The sequence below is a fragment of the Arcanobacterium phocae genome (assembly GCF_018913465.1).
Classification (GTDB): Bacteria; Actinomycetota; Actinomycetes; order Actinomycetales; family Actinomycetaceae; genus Arcanobacterium; species Arcanobacterium phocae_A.
In genome coordinates, this window is record NZ_JABAPM010000002.1 from 150,443 (window position 1) to 170,812 (window position 20,370).

Annotated in this window: 17 protein-coding genes; 2 read left to right on the top strand and 15 right to left on the bottom strand. The window is 50.5% G+C overall.

All coding sequences use genetic code 11. From position 1 onward, the window contains the following. Positions 1–72: 72 nt before the first annotated feature. The 14 genes from KSO86_RS03280 to dinB all read right to left on the bottom strand — a co-directional run bounded on the left by KSO86_RS03280 (position 73) and on the right by dinB (position 16,047). On the bottom strand, positions 73–996 hold the full coding sequence (locus KSO86_RS03280; RefSeq protein WP_216378956.1) for a cell division protein FtsQ/DivIB: 924 nt from the start codon (positions 994–996) through the stop codon (positions 73–75). 32 nt (positions 997–1,028) lie between these two features. Then, the gene (gene murC, locus KSO86_RS03285) at positions 1,029–2,381 is read right to left on the bottom strand and encodes a UDP-N-acetylmuramate--L-alanine ligase (protein WP_216378955.1); all 1,353 of its coding nucleotides are present in this window, start codon (positions 2,379–2,381) and stop codon (positions 1,029–1,031) included. Continuing rightward, the gene (locus KSO86_RS03290) at positions 2,381–3,487 is read right to left on the bottom strand and encodes a UDP-N-acetylglucosamine--N-acetylmuramyl-(pentapeptide) pyrophosphoryl-undecaprenol N-acetylglucosamine transferase (RefSeq protein ID WP_216378954.1); all 1,107 of its coding nucleotides are present in this window, start codon (positions 3,485–3,487) and stop codon (positions 2,381–2,383) included. Before KSO86_RS03290 ends, murC begins: the two co-directional genes overlap by 1 nt. Continuing rightward, positions 3,484–4,719, bottom strand: a complete 1,236-nt coding sequence (locus KSO86_RS03295) for an FtsW/RodA/SpoVE family cell cycle protein (RefSeq protein ID WP_216378953.1) — start codon at positions 4,717–4,719, stop codon at positions 3,484–3,486. The genes KSO86_RS03290 and KSO86_RS03295 overlap by 4 nt, the downstream gene beginning before the upstream one ends. Further along, entirely contained in the window at positions 4,719–6,206 is a 1,488-nt protein-coding gene (gene murD / locus KSO86_RS03300) for a UDP-N-acetylmuramoyl-L-alanine--D-glutamate ligase (protein WP_366493464.1), read from the bottom strand. Before murD ends, KSO86_RS03295 begins: the two co-directional genes overlap by 1 nt. Next, on the bottom strand, positions 6,203–7,288 hold the full coding sequence (mraY, locus tag KSO86_RS03305; protein ID WP_216378951.1) for a phospho-N-acetylmuramoyl-pentapeptide-transferase: 1,086 nt from the start codon (positions 7,286–7,288) through the stop codon (positions 6,203–6,205). The genes murD and mraY overlap by 4 nt, the downstream gene beginning before the upstream one ends. Then, the gene (locus KSO86_RS03310; protein ID WP_216378950.1) at positions 7,289–8,707 is read right to left on the bottom strand and encodes a UDP-N-acetylmuramoyl-tripeptide--D-alanyl-D-alanine ligase; all 1,419 of its coding nucleotides are present in this window, start codon (positions 8,705–8,707) and stop codon (positions 7,289–7,291) included. Next, positions 8,704–10,191: a UDP-N-acetylmuramoyl-L-alanyl-D-glutamate--2,6-diaminopimelate ligase gene (locus KSO86_RS03315; protein WP_216378949.1), complete on the bottom strand. Its 1,488-nt coding sequence runs from the start codon at positions 10,189–10,191 to the stop codon at positions 8,704–8,706. The genes KSO86_RS03310 and KSO86_RS03315 overlap by 4 nt, the downstream gene beginning before the upstream one ends. Further along, positions 10,188–12,074: a peptidoglycan D,D-transpeptidase FtsI family protein gene (locus tag KSO86_RS03320; RefSeq protein ID WP_216378948.1), complete on the bottom strand. Its 1,887-nt coding sequence runs from the start codon at positions 12,072–12,074 to the stop codon at positions 10,188–10,190. The genes KSO86_RS03315 and KSO86_RS03320 overlap by 4 nt, the downstream gene beginning before the upstream one ends. 20 nt (positions 12,075–12,094) lie before the next feature. Continuing rightward, positions 12,095–12,493: a cell division protein FtsL gene (ftsL, locus tag KSO86_RS03325; RefSeq protein ID WP_216378947.1), complete on the bottom strand. Its 399-nt coding sequence runs from the start codon at positions 12,491–12,493 to the stop codon at positions 12,095–12,097. Then, complete coding sequence (gene rsmH / locus KSO86_RS03330) at positions 12,490–13,500, bottom strand: 16S rRNA (cytosine(1402)-N(4))-methyltransferase RsmH (protein ID WP_216378946.1); 1,011 nt, start codon at positions 13,498–13,500, stop codon at positions 12,490–12,492. Before rsmH ends, ftsL begins: the two co-directional genes overlap by 4 nt. A gap of 107 nt (positions 13,501–13,607) precedes the next feature. Further along, a complete protein-coding gene (gene mraZ, locus KSO86_RS03335; protein ID WP_091282699.1) occupies positions 13,608–14,039 on the bottom strand; it encodes a division/cell wall cluster transcriptional repressor MraZ in 432 nt (143 codons plus the stop codon). Positions 14,040–14,371: 332 nt separating this feature from the next. Further along, entirely contained in the window at positions 14,372–14,758 is a 387-nt protein-coding gene (locus KSO86_RS03340) for a DUF3040 domain-containing protein (RefSeq protein ID WP_216378945.1), read from the bottom strand. Positions 14,759–14,814: 56 nt separating this feature from the next. Beyond that, positions 14,815–16,047 (bottom strand): DNA polymerase IV, encoded by a 1,233-nt coding sequence (gene dinB, locus KSO86_RS03345; protein WP_216431820.1) that lies wholly within the window; start codon positions 16,045–16,047, stop codon positions 14,815–14,817. Positions 16,048–16,111: 64 nt separating this feature from the next. Between dinB and KSO86_RS03350 the strand changes: the two genes are divergently transcribed. Next, positions 16,112–16,921, top strand: coding sequence for a spermidine synthase (locus KSO86_RS03350; RefSeq protein ID WP_216378943.1), 810 nt, complete (start codon positions 16,112–16,114; stop codon positions 16,919–16,921). Here the strand turns inward: KSO86_RS03350 and KSO86_RS03355 are convergent. Further along, entirely contained in the window at positions 16,918–17,931 is a 1,014-nt protein-coding gene (locus tag KSO86_RS03355; RefSeq protein WP_216431822.1) for a PAC2 family protein, read from the bottom strand. The two genes, KSO86_RS03350 and KSO86_RS03355, sit on opposite strands and share 4 nt — an antisense overlap. A gap of 171 nt (positions 17,932–18,102) precedes the next feature. Here KSO86_RS03355 and KSO86_RS08645 point away from each other — a divergent pair, with 171 nt between their 5' ends. Beyond that, positions 18,103–20,349, top strand: coding sequence for a HelD family protein (locus KSO86_RS08645; RefSeq protein WP_216378941.1), 2,247 nt, complete (start codon positions 18,103–18,105; stop codon positions 20,347–20,349). Positions 20,350–20,370 lie beyond the last annotated feature (21 nt).

Sequence of the window (20,370 nt, forward strand, 5' to 3'; positions counted from 1 at the left end):
AGCTTCCAACCTCGCGCAAAAGTTAGAGAATTATCGACCCAGTTGCAACACCCTAGACGGTGTGTTGCAAAATTAGTTACTCGTCACTGGCGCATTTGGTGCCGATATATCAATAAATTTTGCCTCTAAACCGAGTAATGAAGCTAAAATCTTGGCTTTGCGCTCATTTTCTTCAGATTTACCCCACGCCACTGTTCGTCCATCAGTTAGCGTTAACTGAACCATCTGATGCTGGTCGATACTCAGTTGAGAAATCGTTGCCCGAAAATCATCTGGTAACGCGTCAAGCACACTCATCACCGCCGTCATAGCGTCCTTACGATCAATATCTTCCGGAAAACCTTTGATCTTCGGTAAGGATGCCAATTGATCCGATGGAACTGTGAGCTTTGTTCCATCTTGAGCAATTCCCTGGCACTCCTCCCCATCAACTACGCATGCAACTGGCACATGGGCTACCACATCGAATGCTAGCCTATTGGGGAAGCGATACACCGACGAAATCCTATCCACTTCGGCAATAGTGTTCTCCACATCTGCTTGAAGCTTCTCGTCATCAAATAACAGAACATGCTCACCATTGTGCGATTTCAGCACATCAGCTAGTTTGTTCTTATCGACAATGGAATTGTCAGCTAAACCGCGAATGTCTCCCACATGATATTCATAGGCAAACAATGGCGAAAACAAAATTATCCACAAAATAAGCAGAAATCCACTCACTGCGCCTAGCACGTATCCAGATTGTTTGAGGCGAATACGACGACGCTCCGCACGACGCTCTTGACGTCGTTCGCTTAACTCGACTGGCCGCACAGCTGGTTTTAGATCTTCGACATTCGAATGCTCATCGATAATCGGCTCGATGTCATCCTCGACGTCGATATAATCCTCAGTATCAACTAATGCAGTAGGAACAACATCCTGCGCAAAATCTCGCATCTCGTTGATTGGCGCTACTCCGCCCTGAGCTTGTTCTGACTTCGAGTTTGCCAACTTCCTCGGTTTGCGTGGTTTCCCTGGCGTTCTCATCTTTCCAGCTCGCTAATAATCAATGGCGCCATAGTGTAGATATCACCGGCTCCCATCGTCATAATAAGATCTCCGGGACCAGCATCGGCAACAATCATCCGTGCCGCATCGCTCTTATCTGGCACAAACTGAGCTTTAGCAGAATGGGCGGTGATGACGTCAGCCTGTGAACCATCCTCAGGAACCTCACGAGCAGCATATACCGAAGTCACGATAACGTCGTCGGCAATATCCAATGCCTGCGCAAATTCTGCCGCAAAATTTCGTGTACGCGAATACAAATGCGGCTGGAACACTACTTTTACCCGCCCAGAGGTAACCGACTTCGCCGTCTGTAACGTGGCCGCGACTTCGGTCGGATGATGCGCGTAATCATCAATAACCCGAATCCCACGTACTTCCCCAGCAAGCTCAAAACGACGGCCAGTGCCGTAAAAATGCTTTAACGCCTCCGCTATTTGTTGCCCATCAAATCCAAGATCACAACAAACTAGCCAAGCACCTACAGCGTTGAGCACCATATGTTCGCCAGGCACAGCTAGTTCGATCGTCGTCTGTTGATCTGCTCGGTTCACAACGGCTCGTCCGCCAGCCAAACCTGAATGAAGCTCCCGGATCAAAGTGTGGTCCCCCTCGTGGGGCTTCGTCCCATACGTTGCCACCCGAATACCGAGTTCACACGCCCGATGCGCAAGATCGGCAGCACCAGGGTCATCAGTACAACACACCAGCAAGCCACCAGGAACTATTCGCTGTGCAAAGTCCACAAAAGCCTGCGCGAACGCTGCTGGAGTTCCGTAGTGATCCAAATGATCAGGTTCAACATTAGTTACTAATGCGACCCGCGGCTGGTAGTTCAAGAAAGATCCATCGGATTCGTCAGCTTCGGCAACTATCGCAGGTCCCGATCCTAAGTATCCCCCGGGTTCTCCGCCGGCAAGGTGCCCACCAATCGCGCGTGACGGATCTGCTCCTAGCTCAGTCAGCGCAACTGAAATCATAGCCGAGGTAGATGTCTTTCCATGTGCCCCCGCCACTGCAATAAAATCGCGAGAACCGGCAGCAAATGCGAGTGCTTCTGAACGGTGCCAGATTGATTGATGGCGTTCGACCGCAACTTCAAGCTCCGGATTAGATGGCTTGACTGCAGTGGACCGAACAACGATGGCATCGTGTGGCACATGTTTGCGGTCATGTCCCACAAAGGTAGTGATCCCCATCGCTTGCAAATCATCGAGTACTGCCGAGCTTTGACGATCGCTACCGCTCACGTCGTGGCCTTCAGAACGTAACAATCGAGCTACCACGTTCATACCGGCTCCGCCAATGCCAATAAGATGAAACTTCATTACGCCTCCACAATTTCAGCAGCAAATTGAGCAAGTTTTGATGCCGCATCTGACGGCGCAACAGATCGAGCAGCCACACTCATTTTCTCTCGCTGAGAACTATCAAGAAGAGCAGGAAGATGCTCAAGTACCCACTGGGGCGTGAAATCTTGGTTGTCAACCAGAACTGCACCGCCAGCAGCCACCACATCACGAGCGTTGCGGGCTTGTTCCCCGTTACCGATCGGAAGTGGAACAAAAACAGTTGGGATCCCTAGTGTTGAGGCTTCCGACACCATACCTGCTCCAGCTCTCGCCACGAGAACGTCGGCGATGGCATATGCGTCTTCCATCGTGGTTAAGTAATCTAGGACAACGTAACCGGAGTGATCGCCGACGACGGATCGCACGTCGTCGTCTTTACCTTTACCTGTGATGTGTAATATCTGTGCGTCTAGCTGGGGCCCAGCTACGCTCATTGTTTCATTCAAGCGAACGGCGCCCAAGGATCCACCTGAGACGACGACGATCGGCTTAGCTGGATCTAGTCCAAAACGCTGTGCAACCTCGGCACGTCGCCGCTGCAAGCTGGCCTCATCTGCAGTCGCCAATTCGGCAATTTTTGGCCGCAACGGCAAGCCTACGGTAACTGTTACGCCCTTCGTCGCGACCAGCGGAGTAGACGGGAATGTCAGCCCGACGAGATTCGCTGAACGTGCTCCCAGCTTGTTTGCCAGCCCCGGAACCGCATTAGCCTCGTGGACGATAAACGGCACGCCCTCTTTGAGAGCCGCCCGGTACATAGGTGAGGATGCATAGCCGCCGAAACCAACAACGCAGGTGGCTTGCGTCTCCACCAAAATTTCCCGAGCTTGTTTCACCGCTAAGCGGAACCGAGCGGGAAACCGGATAGCATCACGATTCAGACGCCGTGGAAACGGAACTTTTTCGATAAGTCGTAAGTCAAAACCAGCTGATGGCACTAACTCGTTTTCGAGTCCGCCGGCAGTGCCTACCGCAGTAATGCGAGCATCGGGAGCCACCCGTTGCATAGCCTGCGCAGTAGCAATTAAAGGATTGACGTGTCCAGCAGTTCCCCCGCCGCATAAAACAACACTAAGTTTCATCTCTTCCTCCGAATAAGGGCCCGAGCATGCCGGACTAAGCCACGACGTGTCGTAAAACTTTCCCGAACACCTGGTACATCTAAAGCTGTCGCCGCCACTACCCCGAGCATCCATACAGTCGCCATCATCGACGAGCCTCCCATGGAGACAAACGGCAACGGAATTCCGAACACCGGAAGCAGACCAGTAACAACCCACATATTTGCGAACGCTTGCCCACATAGCCACAACGACGCTCCCACAGCTAGGAGCTGCGCATAACGATCATGGTGGTTCATAGCTATACGTAACAACGCCCACCCCAATGCCAAGAACAATAAAATAATGGTGAATGCACCGATCATTCCAAGTTCTTCACCAATAACGGCAAAAATAAAATCGGTATGCGCCTCAGCAAGGTCACGCCATTTTTCTTTGCCTGCTCCCAGACCAGCACCGGTTACCCCGCCAGACCCAAAAGCAAATAGTGCGTAGTCTGACTGCGTCGGGGTAATCTGGTCTGGCAGAGTAAACAGATTAGTAAGATAATCACCCACACGGTATAGACGCGAAGGCCGTATAACAACAAGAATCGTGGCCAAAAATATGAATCCATAAGCCGGCCGAATGAGCTGTCTGCCACGCAACCCGGCCAGCCAAATCATGCCTCCACCAATAAGGACGAATACCAGTCCGGTACCGACGTCTCCACCAAGAACAACCACACCAGTAGCTAGCAAAAAGCCGATGGTCGGAATAACAATTGTCTTTGATGTTTGGATTTCCGGAACGGTCAGGCGTGCAAGCATCATTGCAAGCCAGATAATCATGGCGAGTTTCAAAAACTCAGACGGCTGCAACGCAAAACTTCCTAGCCGAAGCCAGTTATTGTTACCAGCAACTCCTTCGCCGCCCTGTAGCAGGACTAGTGTCTGTAGTATGACACCTAGTATAAAAGGAATTATAGCTACTCGTTGCAGGAGCTTATAAGGAATAGCAGTAAGTACGCCTGCCCCGATAATACCGATGACCGCATAAATAGACTGCCGAAGTGCCACTGCAAAAAGCGGAGTCGAAGGATCGCGTGACACGGCCGAGATTGATGACGGAGCAGTCGCGGAAAAAACCATGAATACACCGATGGTCATCAACATGAGTGCCGATGCAACCATTAACAGCAAGGATTGAAGAATGACATTGCGACGTGCCAGATCCGTTGGAGACAGTGTGTCTGCTGGCTCGTAATGATTCATTATTCCTCCTCGCCAGCTACCACCAATTCACGAACGTCTTGAGCAAACCTATTGCCTCGATCAGCGTAACTGGTGAACTGATCTTGGGATGCGCACGCCGGGGCCAACAAAACTGTTTGTCCGGGACGAGCTAGGCTATGTGCATGAGCGACAGCTTCATGCATCGGCTCATTACTTGTTGTATCAATAAATACTACTGGAACACTCAGATTATCTAATGCGGCACGCCATGGCTCTTGATCGGTTCCGATCACAATAACACCGGCTAAACGATCCGCTACACGTTCCACGAGGTTTTCGAACTGTGAGCCTTTTGCTAACCCACCTGCGATCCAAATTGTACTCGCTGGCTTTTGTACTAATAACGATGCTTGCGCAGCATGTGCGTTCGTCGCTTTCGAGTCATCGATATACGCTACGCCAGCACGCTGAGCAACAAATTCGATACGATGCGCATCTGGATGGAAACGGCGCAAACCTTCGCGGATAGCCGCCGGCGAGGTGCCGATCGAACGTGCCAAGGTAGCGGCCATCATTGCGTCCTTTACGATATGTACTGGCAGATCATATCCTTGCGGCGCCAAGTGCATGATGTCATCGATAGTAAACAGTTCTTGTGCCTGAGATTGACGTCGATCACCAAACGCACGGTCGACGACGATGTCATCAACTATGCCAATTTCACCGATACTCGGTACCCCTAGTGAAACACCAATAGCGCGTGCGCCTTCGATAACATCTGCGTTATCAACCATAGCTTGCACGATCGAATCATTAAGTGGAAAGACACAGGCCCGATGAGTACGCTCGTAGATCGAAGCTTTGGCAGCAGCATACTCATCGCGATTTTCATGCCATTCGAGGTGATCGTCCGCAACGTTCAGCACCACTGAAGCAGTTGGTTCCATCGAGTAGGTGGCGGCTAGCTGGAACGATGACAGCTCAAAAGCAAATGCGTTGGGAGCTTCGCTTGACGTATCACTAACAGCAGTCACTGCAGGCGTCCCAACATTTCCCACTGCCAGTGCCCGTAGACCAGCACTGTTGAGTATGGTTTCGAGCATTGTTACCGTTGTGGTTTTGCCGTTCGTACCAGTGATACAAAGCCACGGAGCATACTGACCGTTTTCGTCACAGGCTCGCAAGTGCCAAGCAAGCTCGATTTCTGACCAGACTGGAATTCCAGCTTGGCGCAAGCGACGCCACTCGACCCCTGTTTGCCGAAATCCGGGTGCAATGATGACAATGTCAGGGTTCCATTCTAGAACTGATTCGATGAGATGCTCAGGTTCTGCGATGCCCATGCATATGTCTAACATTGCTGAGTCCAGAGTTTCTAAAGCCTGCGCCCGCGCATCCCACGCACCTAGTAAGGCTCTGGTGTGTTGGTGCAACGCTTGAATTGATGCCCGCCCAGATAAACCCATGCCGACGATGGCAATTCGTTTGCCGTCAAATGTGCTCGCGCCTGGAATTGAAAGAGTCACTGTTGAGCCAACCATTCTGCGTAAAACAAAAACATTCCGGTAGAAATAAACAAACCTTGAATGAGCCAGAACCGTACCACGATTGTGACTTCTTTCCAGCCCTTAAGCTCGAAATGATGATGTAACGGAGCCATTCGGAATACGCGTCGGCCAGTCAGTTTAAACATGCCGATTTGAATAACATCAGAAAATACGATGATAACGAAGAGGCCGCCAAGTAAAACAGCAAGGATCTCAGTGCGAGTTAGGATAGAGACTCCTGCGAATGCGCCGCCTAAAGCCAATGAACCAGTGTCTCCCATAAAAATCGCGGCTGGTGATGTATTGTGCCAAAGGAAACCAAAGCATGCACCAACTATAGCGGCGCAAATAATAGCAATCTCACGCGGATCTCTGACGTCATAGCATCCCGGGCTTGCAGCTACGAGGGATTCACACGTCTGGTAATACTGCCAGATTCCAACGACAGTGTAGGCTCCAAATGCGAGCATTGAAGCACCAGCAGCAAGACCATCCAATCCGTCTGTCAGATTAACGGCATTAGACCAAGCACTGATGAGGAAGTTAGCCCAGATAATGAAGAGGATGAGACCTGCCACCGGGCCCCAGACACCAAAGTTAATTGGCAGATCACGCACTAGCGAAACAGCAGTTGATCCCGGAGTCCGGTTCATATCGTTATGAAATTGCAGGGCCAGAACCGAAAATGCGATTCCTACTGTTCCCAGCCCGATCATTTTTGCACGCGGAGTAAGCCCGAGCGAGCGTTCCTTGCTGACTTTAATAAAGTCGTCTAGAAATCCGACCAGACCCATGCCGATCATCAGTCCTAAGAGTAAGAACCCTGAAACTTGCGGTACTCGTTGCATCACAATGTTTGCAACTGCCCAACCAATAACGGTGGCTCCAATAATGACAACTCCACCCATAGTCGGGGTGCCACGCTTGACAAGATGAGTCGTCGGGCCGTCCTCTCGAATGAACTGACCGTAGGATCGGCGTTCTAGCACTCTGATAAAAAGTGGCGTGCCGAGCAACGAAACAACTAGTGCTGTACCAAGTGCAATAAGAATCGCGAGCATTTAGCGATCTTTCTCCTTTAGCGCATCTGCGAGCTGCCACACCCCAGAACCATTTGAACCTTTTAGTAAAACGACATCGCCGTCACAGACTAGCCTATCAAGCAAAAGCCGAGCTTCGCTTATATCTGCGACTTGATGTACTTCAACGCCATCATTCTGAGCTGCAAGCGCCATCGTTTCTACGCCGTCACCTAGCGCAATAAGTATGTCTATTCCTAAATCAGCAACCGTATGCCCGATGGATTCATGCTCCGAAGCAGATGCTTCGCCAAGCTCCAGCATCTGCCCTAGCACAGCGATAGTCCGCTGGCCTTGACCGATATGAGCGAGAGCCTGGAGTCCTGCTCGCATCGAATCAGGATTCGCATTGTACGAATCGTCAATAATTCTCACACCTGCCGAGTCCCAGACGTCCATCCGATGCGGACTATCTGCGCGTGCTTGCGATAGCCGCGTGGCGCAATCAGCGACCGTTGCCCCGAGCTCAATGGCTACGGTTGCGGCAGCAAGTGCATTAGCAACATGATGAGTTCCTACCAGATTCAAGGCTACTTGTGCCGCCTCGCCTGCGTGATGCAGAGTGAACGTTGCTTTGCCAGTAGGATCAGTTGCAATATTAGATGCCCAAACGCCCTCGCGATATTGACCCGACACCGAAAAGAAAACCACTTTTCCGGGAGCCAGTCTAGCCATCGCTCGTACTCGTTCATCGTCATAATTTAAGACGACAACCCCATCACTTCGCGTTCCGGTTACTAATTCTGATTTGGCCTTGGCAACGTTTTCGATACCACCAAATTCGCCAAGATGAGCGCGGGCAACGGCTAAAACTACCGAAATGTCTGGAGCGGCGATGCCCGTGAGGTAGTCCAAGTTACCAATATGGTCAGCGCCCATCTCGAGCACCAAAGTAGCAGTATTTTCATTGGCACGTAATACCGTTAAAGGAAGGCCAAGTTCATTGTTAAATGAGCCTGGTGGAGCAATTATTGGTCCGCGCCAACTAAGGAGATCAGCAAGAAGATCTTTAGTGGTTGTTTTACCAACCGATCCAGTTACACCGATGACTTTAAAATTGGGTTGACCAGATTTCCGCACGGCTTGTTCTTGGTCATGCGCGATTTTCCCTAAAGCAAGAATTGGATCTACTACAGTAATAATCCGCTCTGCAGGAGCCCCACTAGCTTGTGCAGCTGCTCGATCTGCAGTTAACACTCCGCTAGCGCCAGCTGTTAAAGCAGTAGCGGCAAAGCGATTTCCGTCAACGCGTTCGCCAGCGATCGCAACAAATAACTCACCGCCAGTTATCTGGCGATTATCAGTTGCAACTGCACTAACTGGTAGTGCCGCAGATTCTGCTGACGATGGGAAATTACCATCGACGACGTTCGCGATCTGTTCGAGAGTCGTCTTGATCATCCTTGTGCCTTTCGTCTGGCGAGTGCAGCGCGGGCAACGTCACGATCGTCAAGCTCAATTAGCGTCCCATTCATATCTTGGAAACGTTCGTGGCCTCGTCCGGCAATAAGTATAGTATCTTCCGGTTGCGCTTCCTGAATGGTTTGTTCAATTGCCTGTGTGCGATCAGCAATTTCAATCCAGTTAGTTTGTCCCGGAATTCCAGCAATTAGTTCAGATCTAATAACAGCTGGGTCTTCGGAATGCGGATCGTCATCTGTGATAACTAAAACATCAGCACGGGTAGCAACAGCGTTAGCCATCGCTGGTCTTTTCTCTTTGTCTCGATCTCCTGCGGATCCGGTAATAACAATCAAACGCCCGTCAGTTTCTGGCTGTAATGCAGTGATCGCCTGAACAAGAGCGTCCTCATTATGGGCAAAATCCACAACGACGCGAGGGCGTTTTCCCACTAGTTCCATTCTTCCTGGAACCGTAGGACTAACACCATTGTTCTCAGTCAGTGCGTTCGCAATATCATCGAGCGCATAGCCAGCTTTAGCAACCATCGCGATTGCGAGAGCCGCGTTGCTGATATTGAAAGCTCCTGGCATTGCAGTATACGTGGTTATTTCTTCGCCGTGGGGATTCGTCACTGTAAATGAGTGATCTGCATGAGAGCGTACCGACCACGCCCCTGGCACTCGAGTCTCCGTATAGAATTGATCCATTCGGTCAGCTTCACGTTCAGCAAGTATCTGCCCCCATCGTGTATCGGCTATCACCACCCCAGACTGCGCATGCCTGTTATCAAATAGCTGGGCTTTCGCTTCGAAATAATCAGCCAGCGTCTTATGATAGTCGAGATGATCTTGAGTAAGATTGGTAAACCCTGCTACGGAGAATCGGATTGGGTTGATCCTACCTTGGGCAAGCGCGTGAGATGATGCCTCCATGACGAGGCTAGTCCCGCCTTCCTCAACCAACGCTGCCAGCATTGCTTGTAAATCGGCGGGCTGTGGAGTTGTCAGCTGGGCTGGGACTTCTACTCCGGCGATACGGATCGCAACAGTCCCAATCAAGCCAGTTGTTTCGCCTAATGCCTGCAAAATATGATCAATCATAAATGCTGTGGTCGTTTTGCCGTTCGTTCCGGTAATGGCGTAGGTAGTTAGCTTCCGTGCTGGATACCCATATATTGCAGCGGCAATCTCGCCAACTTTTTTGGCGATATCTGGGACGACGACGATGGGAATATCGGCTTCTACCAGATCTGCACCCAGTTCGTCTGTAGCAACTGCAACAGCGCCAGCACTAACTGCTGCATCAGCAAAATGCGCGCCATGGTTGTGAACTCCGGGAACACCAATAAAAAGATCGCCAGCTTGTACTGCGCGATTATCCGTTGTTACACCGGTAACAGTAAGGCTAGCCGTAGCTAGATCCGAACATTCTGGAATAGCCTCCCCTAGGGGGCAGGGCTTGACGTTTTTTGGCCGAATCATGGTATCTCACTTTGTCTCCACGGATAGGTCACCAGTGGCTCTTGCGATGGAGCAACCCCCATCGACCGCATGGCAAACTTTCCGATGTCTCCAAAAACAGGTGCCGCCGTCGTCGCTCCGTATCCAGCTCCAGCAGCGTTGTATATAACTACTGCGACTGCCAGTTGTGGTTTTTCAGCAGGAATTAATCCGACGAAGGTTCCAACTCGCTTTGTTAAGTTTCCGTTTTCGTCGGGAACCTCTGCGGTACCAGTTTTTCCAGCAACATTGTATCCCGGAACCGACGCCAGCCGTCCGGTAGAGTCTGGCCTAGTCACACCTTGCAAAATAGTATTGGCTGTTTTCGCTGTGTCAGCTGAGACGACTTGTTCTGAAGCTCCGATAACGGTTGGCTCAAAATTACCCTTTTTGTCATAAATTCCGTCCACGATATGGAGCGGAATTTTAACTCCATCATTTCCGATGATCGATATCATTTGCCCCAACTGTAGCGTTGATGCAGCCCAAGCCTGGCCGATCATCGTCGTATAGTGAGTTCGATTATCCCAGCTCTCATAGGGATTAAGAATACCAGTCGCTTCACCAGGAAGTTCTACACCAGTTTTTTGGCCAATTCCAAATTTATGCAGCATATTGTAGCGGTATGAATCATCGACCCGGTCTCCCATTTGAACCAAACCAGTGTTATATGATTTGCCGATGATTCCAGCTACGGTCATTGTGTCAGTAGCATGGTGATCATTGTCCGAAATAACCTGCCCGTTTGGCATTTGAAGGTGATCAGGAACTAGGAACGTATCTGTTGGGGTGATGACACCTTTATCGAGTGCCGCGGAAAGAGTAATCACTTTTCCCGTTGAACCAGGTTCCACAATTGCCTGTACAGCACGTGAATTCCAGTCTTCTGGATTGACTTTTTCCAAATTAGATGGATCTGGTGCGGATGAATCTCCTAGCGCCAAGATACGCCCAGTGCCAATTTCAATAACTACTGCCGAACCCCATTCAGCATGATTTTTCTGCACTGCAGAATCTAGTGCTTCTTGTGTAGCCAGCTGCAAATCGCGATCGATTGTTAGCTTAACAGTTCCACCATCGACTGCAGGCACTTCTTTTCGGGCGCCCTGCGGGAAAACAGTTCCTGCCGGCCCGACTTCAACCGAAAGTTGCCCGTTTTTACCTGCCAGCAGTTTATCGTATGTGGACTCAATGCCGGCTCGTCCGGCTAGAGTGTTGTCTTCGGCAGTAACTCCGGTATATCCCAGAATATTTCCTGCGACATAGCCGTTTGGATACGAGCGTTGCATATACCGCTCAGGATATATACCGTGAATATCTAGCTTACTAATTGCACGCCATTTATCGGGTGAAACATCACGTTTAACGAGTTCCCACTGGTTCTTTTCCGCTCCTCCTAAGAAGATGCCAGCGAGCTCAGCCTCATCCATATCTAGCAACGGAGCCACCTGTTTTGCTGCAGCGGCTGCTCCTGCTCCAACCAAGGTATCGTCGTCGTTATACTCTCGATAGTTAGCTATCTCCACCTGATTGACACGAACGTTATAGCGTTCAATCGACGTCGCTAAAATTGCTCCGTGCACGTCAACGATATCGCCGCGTTTTGCCTCCAACGAAATCGCTTGGCTACGTAGCTCACGAGCAGTTTTTGATAGTTGTGGACCACTGATGACCTGTAAGTAAAACAACCGCGCAGCTAGAACTGCAGCCACGATTACAACAACAAATATAGTCTTTGACAATTTTTTGTTTGTCACTTTTCGCGCTGCGATACCACCGCCTACGCCCCGCCCCATGCCATCTTGGAGGGCACTAGCTAGCCATTGCAGTACAGAAAGCGATTCGAACTCGCGCCGGTCCGCCATGTTTTACTCCCCTCGAGGTACTATTTAGTACCTTCGGGTTGCCCAATGATAGCTCCGGTTTCCGCATCAATGTAGAACATTGATTTAGCTGGAACCATACCGATCAGTTGGGCAGACTGACGTAGTTTCGACGGCGAAGAAACTTCAATCACTTCGCTTGTCAACGTTGATACTCGGGCTGCAGCCTCATTATGCTCGACTGAAATATCTTTGAGCTCATAGGCACCAGCTACCATGAGAGTATTGAGATAAAAAGCTGTAGCGAGGGCCCCGAAGAAGAGAAGCGCGCATACGACGACGGTTCCAACGAAGCCACGAGCAGCCGCTGGAGTAGGAACAACCCGTAGTCCTGGTGCCTCGATAATCGGGCGAGATGACGGCGCAAAATTAAGCTTACGAGCTTGTGATGAGGCAATCATGAGGTACTTCCTTGACGACGGTAGGGCTGGGCAATGTGGGCTGGTGTTGCGCGTAATCGTTCAACGGCGCGCAATCGAACTGATGCAGAACGCGGATTGGTTTCTTGCTCGGCTTGATCGGCTTTCTGTGCACCGCGAGTTAGCGCTTTAAGATATGGCGCATGATCTGCTAGTTCCATTGGTAGCCCCGGCGGTGAGGTGGATTTTAATCCCACGCTGAATGCTTCTTTGACAATGCGATCTTCTAGCGATTGATACGATTCAACAGCTATTCGTCCACCAACTCGTAGCGACTCAATCGCGCGCGGGACTGCAGCTTCAAGCACGTCTAGTTCGTTATTCACCGCAATCCGCAATGCTTGGAACGTTCGTTTAGATGGGTTGCCACCTTTGCGTCGTGCTGGAGCAGGAATCGTTTCTCGTACTAAATCAGCTAGTTCGCTAGTGCGTTCTAACGGAGCTGTTTCACGACGCCGAATAATCGCCCGCGCGATTTGCGGAGCAAATTTTTCTTCGCCGTATATCCGCAAAATACGTGCCAATTCACTATGCGACGCAGTTGCCAAAAGCTGTGCTACGGTTATTCCACAGCTGGTATCCATACGCATATCTAGTGGCGCATCATGCGCGTAGGAAAAACCGCGTTCGGTCTCATCCAGCTGGAGTGACGACACTCCAAGGTCCATCAAAATTGCATCAACTTTTCCATCGTGTCCATATGTTTGCGCAACTTTATCGACGTCGTCATACGTGGTGTGAACGGGAATAAACCGTGTACCAAATGATGCAAGCCGGTTACTGGCAAGTTCAATGGCTTGTTCGTCACGGTCAATACCGATAACAGTCAACTGAGGAAACGCTCGAAGGAACGCTTCACTATGACCACCCATTCCTAACGTGCAGTCAATGAGGCAGGACTCTGCCTGCAACGCAGGACTCAAAATATCCACGATCGGTTTGAGCAGCACTGGGACATGCAGTGCATTGTTATCTGCGGTTGATGGCATAGCACACCCCTTCTTTCTTTCCACTCAATGCGCTCTACTGGTCCCCCGCCAACCACCTGAAATTGGGGAATTATCTCAGGGGGTTGGAAGAAGGCCACTAGAACGCGCTAGAAAATGCCTGGAATCAGTTCATCTTCACGATCTGCAAATTCGTCTTCACTCGTTGTCAAGAAGGTCTCCCATGCAGAAGCATCCCAAATCTCTACGTGATCACCCGAACCGATAACCGCAAGCTCACGATCAAGTCCGGCGTACGTGCGTAACGCAGCTGGAAGCGTGATGCGCCCTTGTTTGTCAGGAACCTGGTCGTTCGCGCCCGATAAGAAAACACGCGTATATGTGCGTGCCTCTTTAGATGTCATCGGAGCTTGACGGAGCCGATCCAAAATGTTTTCGAACTCCGCAAATGGGAACACATACAGACAGTGTTCTTGACCTCGGGTGACAACTAAACCGTTTGCTAGTTGATCACGAAATTTGGCGGGCAGGATCAGACGTCCCTTGTCATCTAGCCGAGGCTCGTACGTGCCAAGAAACATCATTCACCCCCATCCTCACAACGTTGCCTCCACTTTACCCCAAAACCCACCACTATTGTTATCCAAACCCCACCACTATTGTTATCCAAACATGGAATTGTTTTCACAAAGTACTGCGAAATCAACAATAATTGCAGTGGAGTGAATATTGATACACTTTAACGTAATGTCCGGTATAGAGGCATTGACTTAAGAAGATCGTGTAAACCTAGACACGTCTTTTTCCTACAGTGGAGGGAAGTGGAGACCAACTGTCGCCGTCACAATAAAATAAGGCTGAAGCTATCAAGCTTCAGCCTTAAATTATGAGGTTATGTGTTAGTAGATCAGAGTTACATTCTGCCTTCATCACGCCGCTTATCAAACGCCGCCTTTTGGCGTTCCATAAAACTTTGTGCACGCTTTGCCGACGGCGTAGACACACCGTCCGCGGTGATAGTCACCTTCGACATTCCTTGCGCGATGTACATCAGTCCCAGCCAGACTACGACTGCACCCACAACGCCGACAATAATGAGTTCAGTAGCCACACCAACGGCAACGATTCCCAAACCACTCACTGCAGCAATAAGACCTAGGACCAAATGGCGCGCAGACATTGCCATTCGTGTTTGCTGTGGGTCTTCAGGCGCTAGCGACTCTGCCAACTTCGGATCTTCACCTTTGAGTTGGGCTTCAAGCTGTTCTAGCATGTTACGCTCATAATCCGACAGAGCCATAGACGGTTCCCTTCTATTTACGTTATATCTTCACAATACCCGAAGAACTGCTAGGGTCAAGATGTGAACGGATCAGAATGCCCGTTTTCGAGTAACGATCCCTGGTTGAGTACTTGATTTCCGTACTTTTGTCTTACTAAATCCATTGCTTCTTCTGCTCGCGAACGTCTGCCGTCGTCGTCAAGTGCTAGTTGCACCCCATCATCCGGACGCGAGAGCTGACCACCGCGCACACCCAGCAATCGAATCCCTAAACTCTGCGCTGGCAGATTCATAAATAGTCCCCGTGCAGCCTCATAGATCTCAGCACCGGTATGAGTGGGAGCACCCAAAGTAACCGAGCGAGTCAACGTTGAAAAATCTGCATAACGCACTTTAATGGAAACTGTTCGGGCAAAAACATTATGAGCGCGAAGCCGACGAGCAACATCATGTGATTGGTAAAGCAACACCCGCAACGCCTCGTTAGTGTCGAAAAGCGATTCGAAAAAAGTTTGCTCACGAGAAATCGACTTCTCTTCGCGCTCTGGGACTACAGCCCGATCGTCACGGCCCATCGCAAGCTGGTACAGATGCTGTCCTTGTGCTTGACCAACAATTGAAATCAACCGCTGCTGGCCTACCGTAGCGATATCAGCGACGTTGATAATCCCTTTACGAGCCAATAGCTCGCGGGTCTTCTCCCCCACACCCCATAAGGCTCCTACGGGTAAGGTATGTAGAAAGTCGAGAGTTCGGTCATGTGGCACTAACAGCAATCCATCCGGCTTTGCGTGGGCTGAAGCAACTTTGGCAACATGCTTAGTGGACGCAATACCAATCGAAGCCACAACTCCTTCGGAGGATCTAACATAACGCCGAATAGCCTGCCCGATTTCTACCGGTGACCCAAAGAGTTTGCGGGCTCCCGAAACATCCAAGAAAGCTTCATCGACTGACAGCTGTTCCACCAATGGTGTTATCGTACGCAAGTACGCCATTATCCGGCTAGAAATAGCGGCATACTGATCATGATGGGCTGGCAAAATAACCAATTGGGGACACCGGCGCTTGGCTTGTGCCACTGACATTGCAGAGTTGACACCATAACGACGAGCTTCATAAGAAGCAGCTGAAATAACACCTCGTTCTTGTCCCCCAACGGCTACCGGCCGACCTATTAATTCTGGCCGATTAAGGAGCTCTACCGAGACATAAAAAGCATCCATATCCATATGTAGAATTGGAGTTGCCGAATCGTCGTCACCCCAAAATCGACGTGCCGATTCGGAACGCGGTGCCCGAGACATGAACTCCTCCTTGGAACGATAGTTACCATTAGCGTAGCGTGGGACCGATCGTTATGCTAAAGAAATGGCACGCAGAACCCTAGTTGAAACTATCGACACGTCAATGTCTAAGCTTCGCATCGAAACTAGAGACCAACTACGGACACTCTTTATCGATGAGGCTGAATCTAGCGCGATCGATTTATCTGACCCTACATACATAGAGTTCGAATATATGCAACACATTCGAGCGGCAGTCGATGCAACGTTTCCTCCAGCCACTGCGCTACGCATTCTTCATTTAGGTGGAGCCGGGTGCGCGTTGGCACGATGTTTCAATGCTGAACGGCCGCGTTCGCGTCAGCTGGCAATCGAAATTGATCCAGAGTTAGCTATGCTTTCACGATCATATTTTGATTTGCCCACTTCACCTGCTCTTCGGATACGCGCTCAAGACGCACGCACAACCTTGGATACCAATTCGGGATCCTGGCATGTGATTGTGCGTGATACATTTGCCAACGGCAAAGTTCCCGCTCACCTAGCTACTCGAGAAGCCTACGCCCGCGCCGCCCAGCTTCTACAACCCGAAGGCATCTACTGCGTTAACATCGCTGGCGAACGAGGCCTAAGGTCCTTATATCGGGAAGTTCAAGCAGCCAATACTGAGTTTCCACACCTGTGTGCCATCGCAGATCCAGCAATATTCAAAAATCGGCGTTTCGGAAACATTATCTTGTTAGCCTCACGCAAAGAGCTCAATATCGCCCATATTGATCGTGCGCTACGAATGCTGGCTATGCCAGCTCGGCTCATTTCTGGAGAGCTTCTGGTCCGCCAAGCAAGTGGTGAACGAGCCGTCACCGATGCCGATATCGGATGGTCGATGCCTTAGCCCTCTTGCTTTCGATTGAACAGCTGTGCAATCGAATTCTTCAAATGCGTACGAAAATCTTGCGACTGGGGATCCTTAGCCTTAGTCTTCGCAGGCGCATCTTGAACAGGAACAATGCCTTCCAACGGATTCGAGTTCTGCATTGCCAAGAATTTTTCAACTGCGGCACCGATTTCCTCCGATGTCGGCAACGGACCCGCTTCATCATGCGGCTTCACAAACGCTTGGTCAGACGAATCATATTCTTCTTCAAACTGGGACACCATCGCCGCAAACTGTTCATCTTGCTGAATAATGCCAGCAAGCTCAGCAACCTGGTGGTCTTCGTGTTGTTCTAGATCGCCTAACGGCACAGTTGGCCCACCCAGAGTAGCTAGTTGCCGCACTACCGCGAGCGCTCCAGAGAAGAACGGCATATCAGATCGAGACATATATAGCGGGACACGAACTCTAATATTGATTGCTTGGTATCCACTCTGTCCTAGTTGATGTTCAAGATAATCTGCGAGTGAGGCAGGATGACTCACATGTCCTTTGACAACTGCCGGATTTTCGACTTCCGTCGTCGTCCTAATAAGCATATCTGCCGGGCGAGTGTGCGGAATTGGCGCAGGCATTCCGTGAATCGAAAAAATCCGTTTGACCCCAAATTTCTGGACTATTTCAAGGGCATCTTCAGCCAGCCGAGGCCAGTGGAAATCAGGCTCGGTACCATGTAGAAACAGGAATGTCTGACCATTAACATCAGTCACTAGATCAAGTGATATCCCAGGTTCTGCGCTAGACGTTAAATGCCCGTCCTCATAAGTAACAATTGGTCGCTGCGCACGATAGTCATAAAGAGGATCTGCGTCGAAAGAGCAAACCTCGACAGAGTCGAGCAAATCAATGCACGCATGCACTGCCTGACTAATTGCCCCGGGATCGACGAGATGATCGACCAATCCGATCACTAGGGTTGGAACAGTAAGCTCCCCCATGCTCTCTGGGTACATCACATAATTCGGCATCAGTACTCCTCTTCATTCTTCTCCTCCTACCTTAAATCATGTTGCCCGCCAGTGTCTGTATCGAATAATGAGAAGTTAACTTCGCGTCGCTGAAACTAGATCGTTTTCATAGTGCATTCTGGCGCAAAATAGGGAATAATTATGTGACTTGATTTTATCGGAGGGGCCCCAGTGACAAATCAAACCACACAGAATAAAGCTATTGCAGAAGAACAACATTTTGTCTCCCAAGCTTATGATGCGCTCGACGCTCAGGTGGATTATTACGGTGCACAGCTAACGAGAGTTCGCGCCCAAGGTGGCGGCGGAACTCCGGGTCAGGTCTCCGAACGTGATTCGTTCGCAAGTCACTACGAAGATAATCTTACTCGGTTACGGAACGTCGAAAATCGTCTGGTTTTAGGTCGCTTGGATACCAACGACGGGCAAATATATCACATTGGTCGTACCACCTTGCGTAATGCCGACGACGACATCATCCTTGTCGATTGGCGTGCCCCGCAGTCCGAACCTTTTTACCAAGCAACAGCTGCCCACCCGGGAAATATTCGCCGACGTCGGCATATTCAAAGCCGGTTGCGTGAAGTCATTGGCGTTGAGGACGAACTGCTTACTGATTCCGATGCCGGCTCGGCCGATCTCAACCTCACCGGAGAAGGTGCCTTGTTTGCGGCTATGAGCAAAGCACGCGATGGCCACATGGGCGATATCGTGGCAACTATCCAAACAGAACAAGATCGCATTATTCGTTCTGATGTTAACGGTATTCTCGTTGTCCAAGGCGGACCTGGTACTGGAAAAACAGCCGTTGCTCTGCATCGCGCCGCCTATTTGCTCTACACCTATCGCGAGCGCCTCGCTCACTCCGGCGTTCTCGTTATCGGTCCTTCACCTATTTTCTTGCGCTATATCGATCAGGTTTTGCCAGCCTTAGGTGAATCCAACGTCGTATCGACGACGGTTGACGATCTCCTGCCTCAGGTCCGAGCTACAGTTCAGGAGGATCCGGAAATTGCGAAGCTAAAGGGAGACATCCGTTGGGTAGAAATCGCCGAACGAGCGATCCGTTTAATCGTAGAGAAGCCTCGACTAGACACTGCGACGATCACTATCAACGGCAAGAAGCTCAGACTAACTCCGCGTATGGTCGAAACTGCACAACGCCGGGCGCGACGCACTGCAAAACCGCACAACCAAGCCCGTGATACATATGCCAAGTACCTTATTGAGCAATTAGCACAGCAGTTAGCCGATTCGCTCGATATCAACCTCGAGCATAATGACTTTCTTTACGGCGATATTATTGAATCGATCGATGCTCGCCGAGAGATCAATCTACATTGGCTTCCGACGTCGGCGCCTACGCTCCTCGCACGCATTTATCATTTCCCTGAGCTCCTGGAACGTATTGCCCCCGAGCTCAGCGAAGAGCAACGCACCATGCTTCACCGCGATCGCTCCCACGGTTTTACTCGCGCGGATATTCCGATTTTGGACGAATTAGCAGAACATTTAGGCGAATTTTCCTCCAGCGCACAAATTGCTGAAGAACGAGCTGTAGAAAATCAACGGCGTCGCCACGACGCTTATGTTTCAGACACGATGAAATCAATGGACTTAGGTGGCGGAATTGTTCAGGCCCAAGACGTTGCCGATCGTTTGTACGACGACACCTCGGCAGATACTCTAGCCGAACGTGCAGCTGCGGATAGAACATGGACGTATGGCCACGTCGTCGTCGATGAGGCCCAAGAACTGTCTGATATGCAGTGGCGAATGATTATGCGACGCAACCCGTCACGATCCATGACTATCGTCGGGGACGTTGATCAGCGTCCTCAAGGTGCACCAAGTGGCGGGTGGAAACAGGCGTTGGGAGCGCTCGGAGAATTTACCCGGATCGATGAGCTCACCATGTCCTACCGCACTCCGTCATCTTTACTGGAGCGCGCCGCTGACATGATGGCTTATATTGGTCACCCAGTTCGCCCCGTTCAGGCAGTGCGGGATCTCCCCGATACATACGCAGCCGACGTCGTAGACACATCGCAGTTACAGTCCACATTGGCACAACGAGTCACAGCCGAATCAGAATTACTCGATCAACAATACGGGCAGAACCATGGAACATTGGCGATAATCGCACCAACGGCTCTCCTAGCTGAGACTCAGCAGGCTATATTCAGTAACGAGAGCCTAGCCCAGTGGAGTATCGACAAAACAGGTGCCGATGTTGCACAACGCATTCATGTGTTGAGTGCTCGTGAGTCCAAAGGCCTCGAATTCGATACGGTAATCGTCGTCAATCCATTGGATATTGCAGATGAAGGGCCTGGCGATCTCTACGTTGCCATGACAAGGGCAACTCGACGGCTTGCGGTTGTCTCCCACGATGATCTCCCGAACGCATTGAAATAACACGCCCAAATTTCAGCTTCC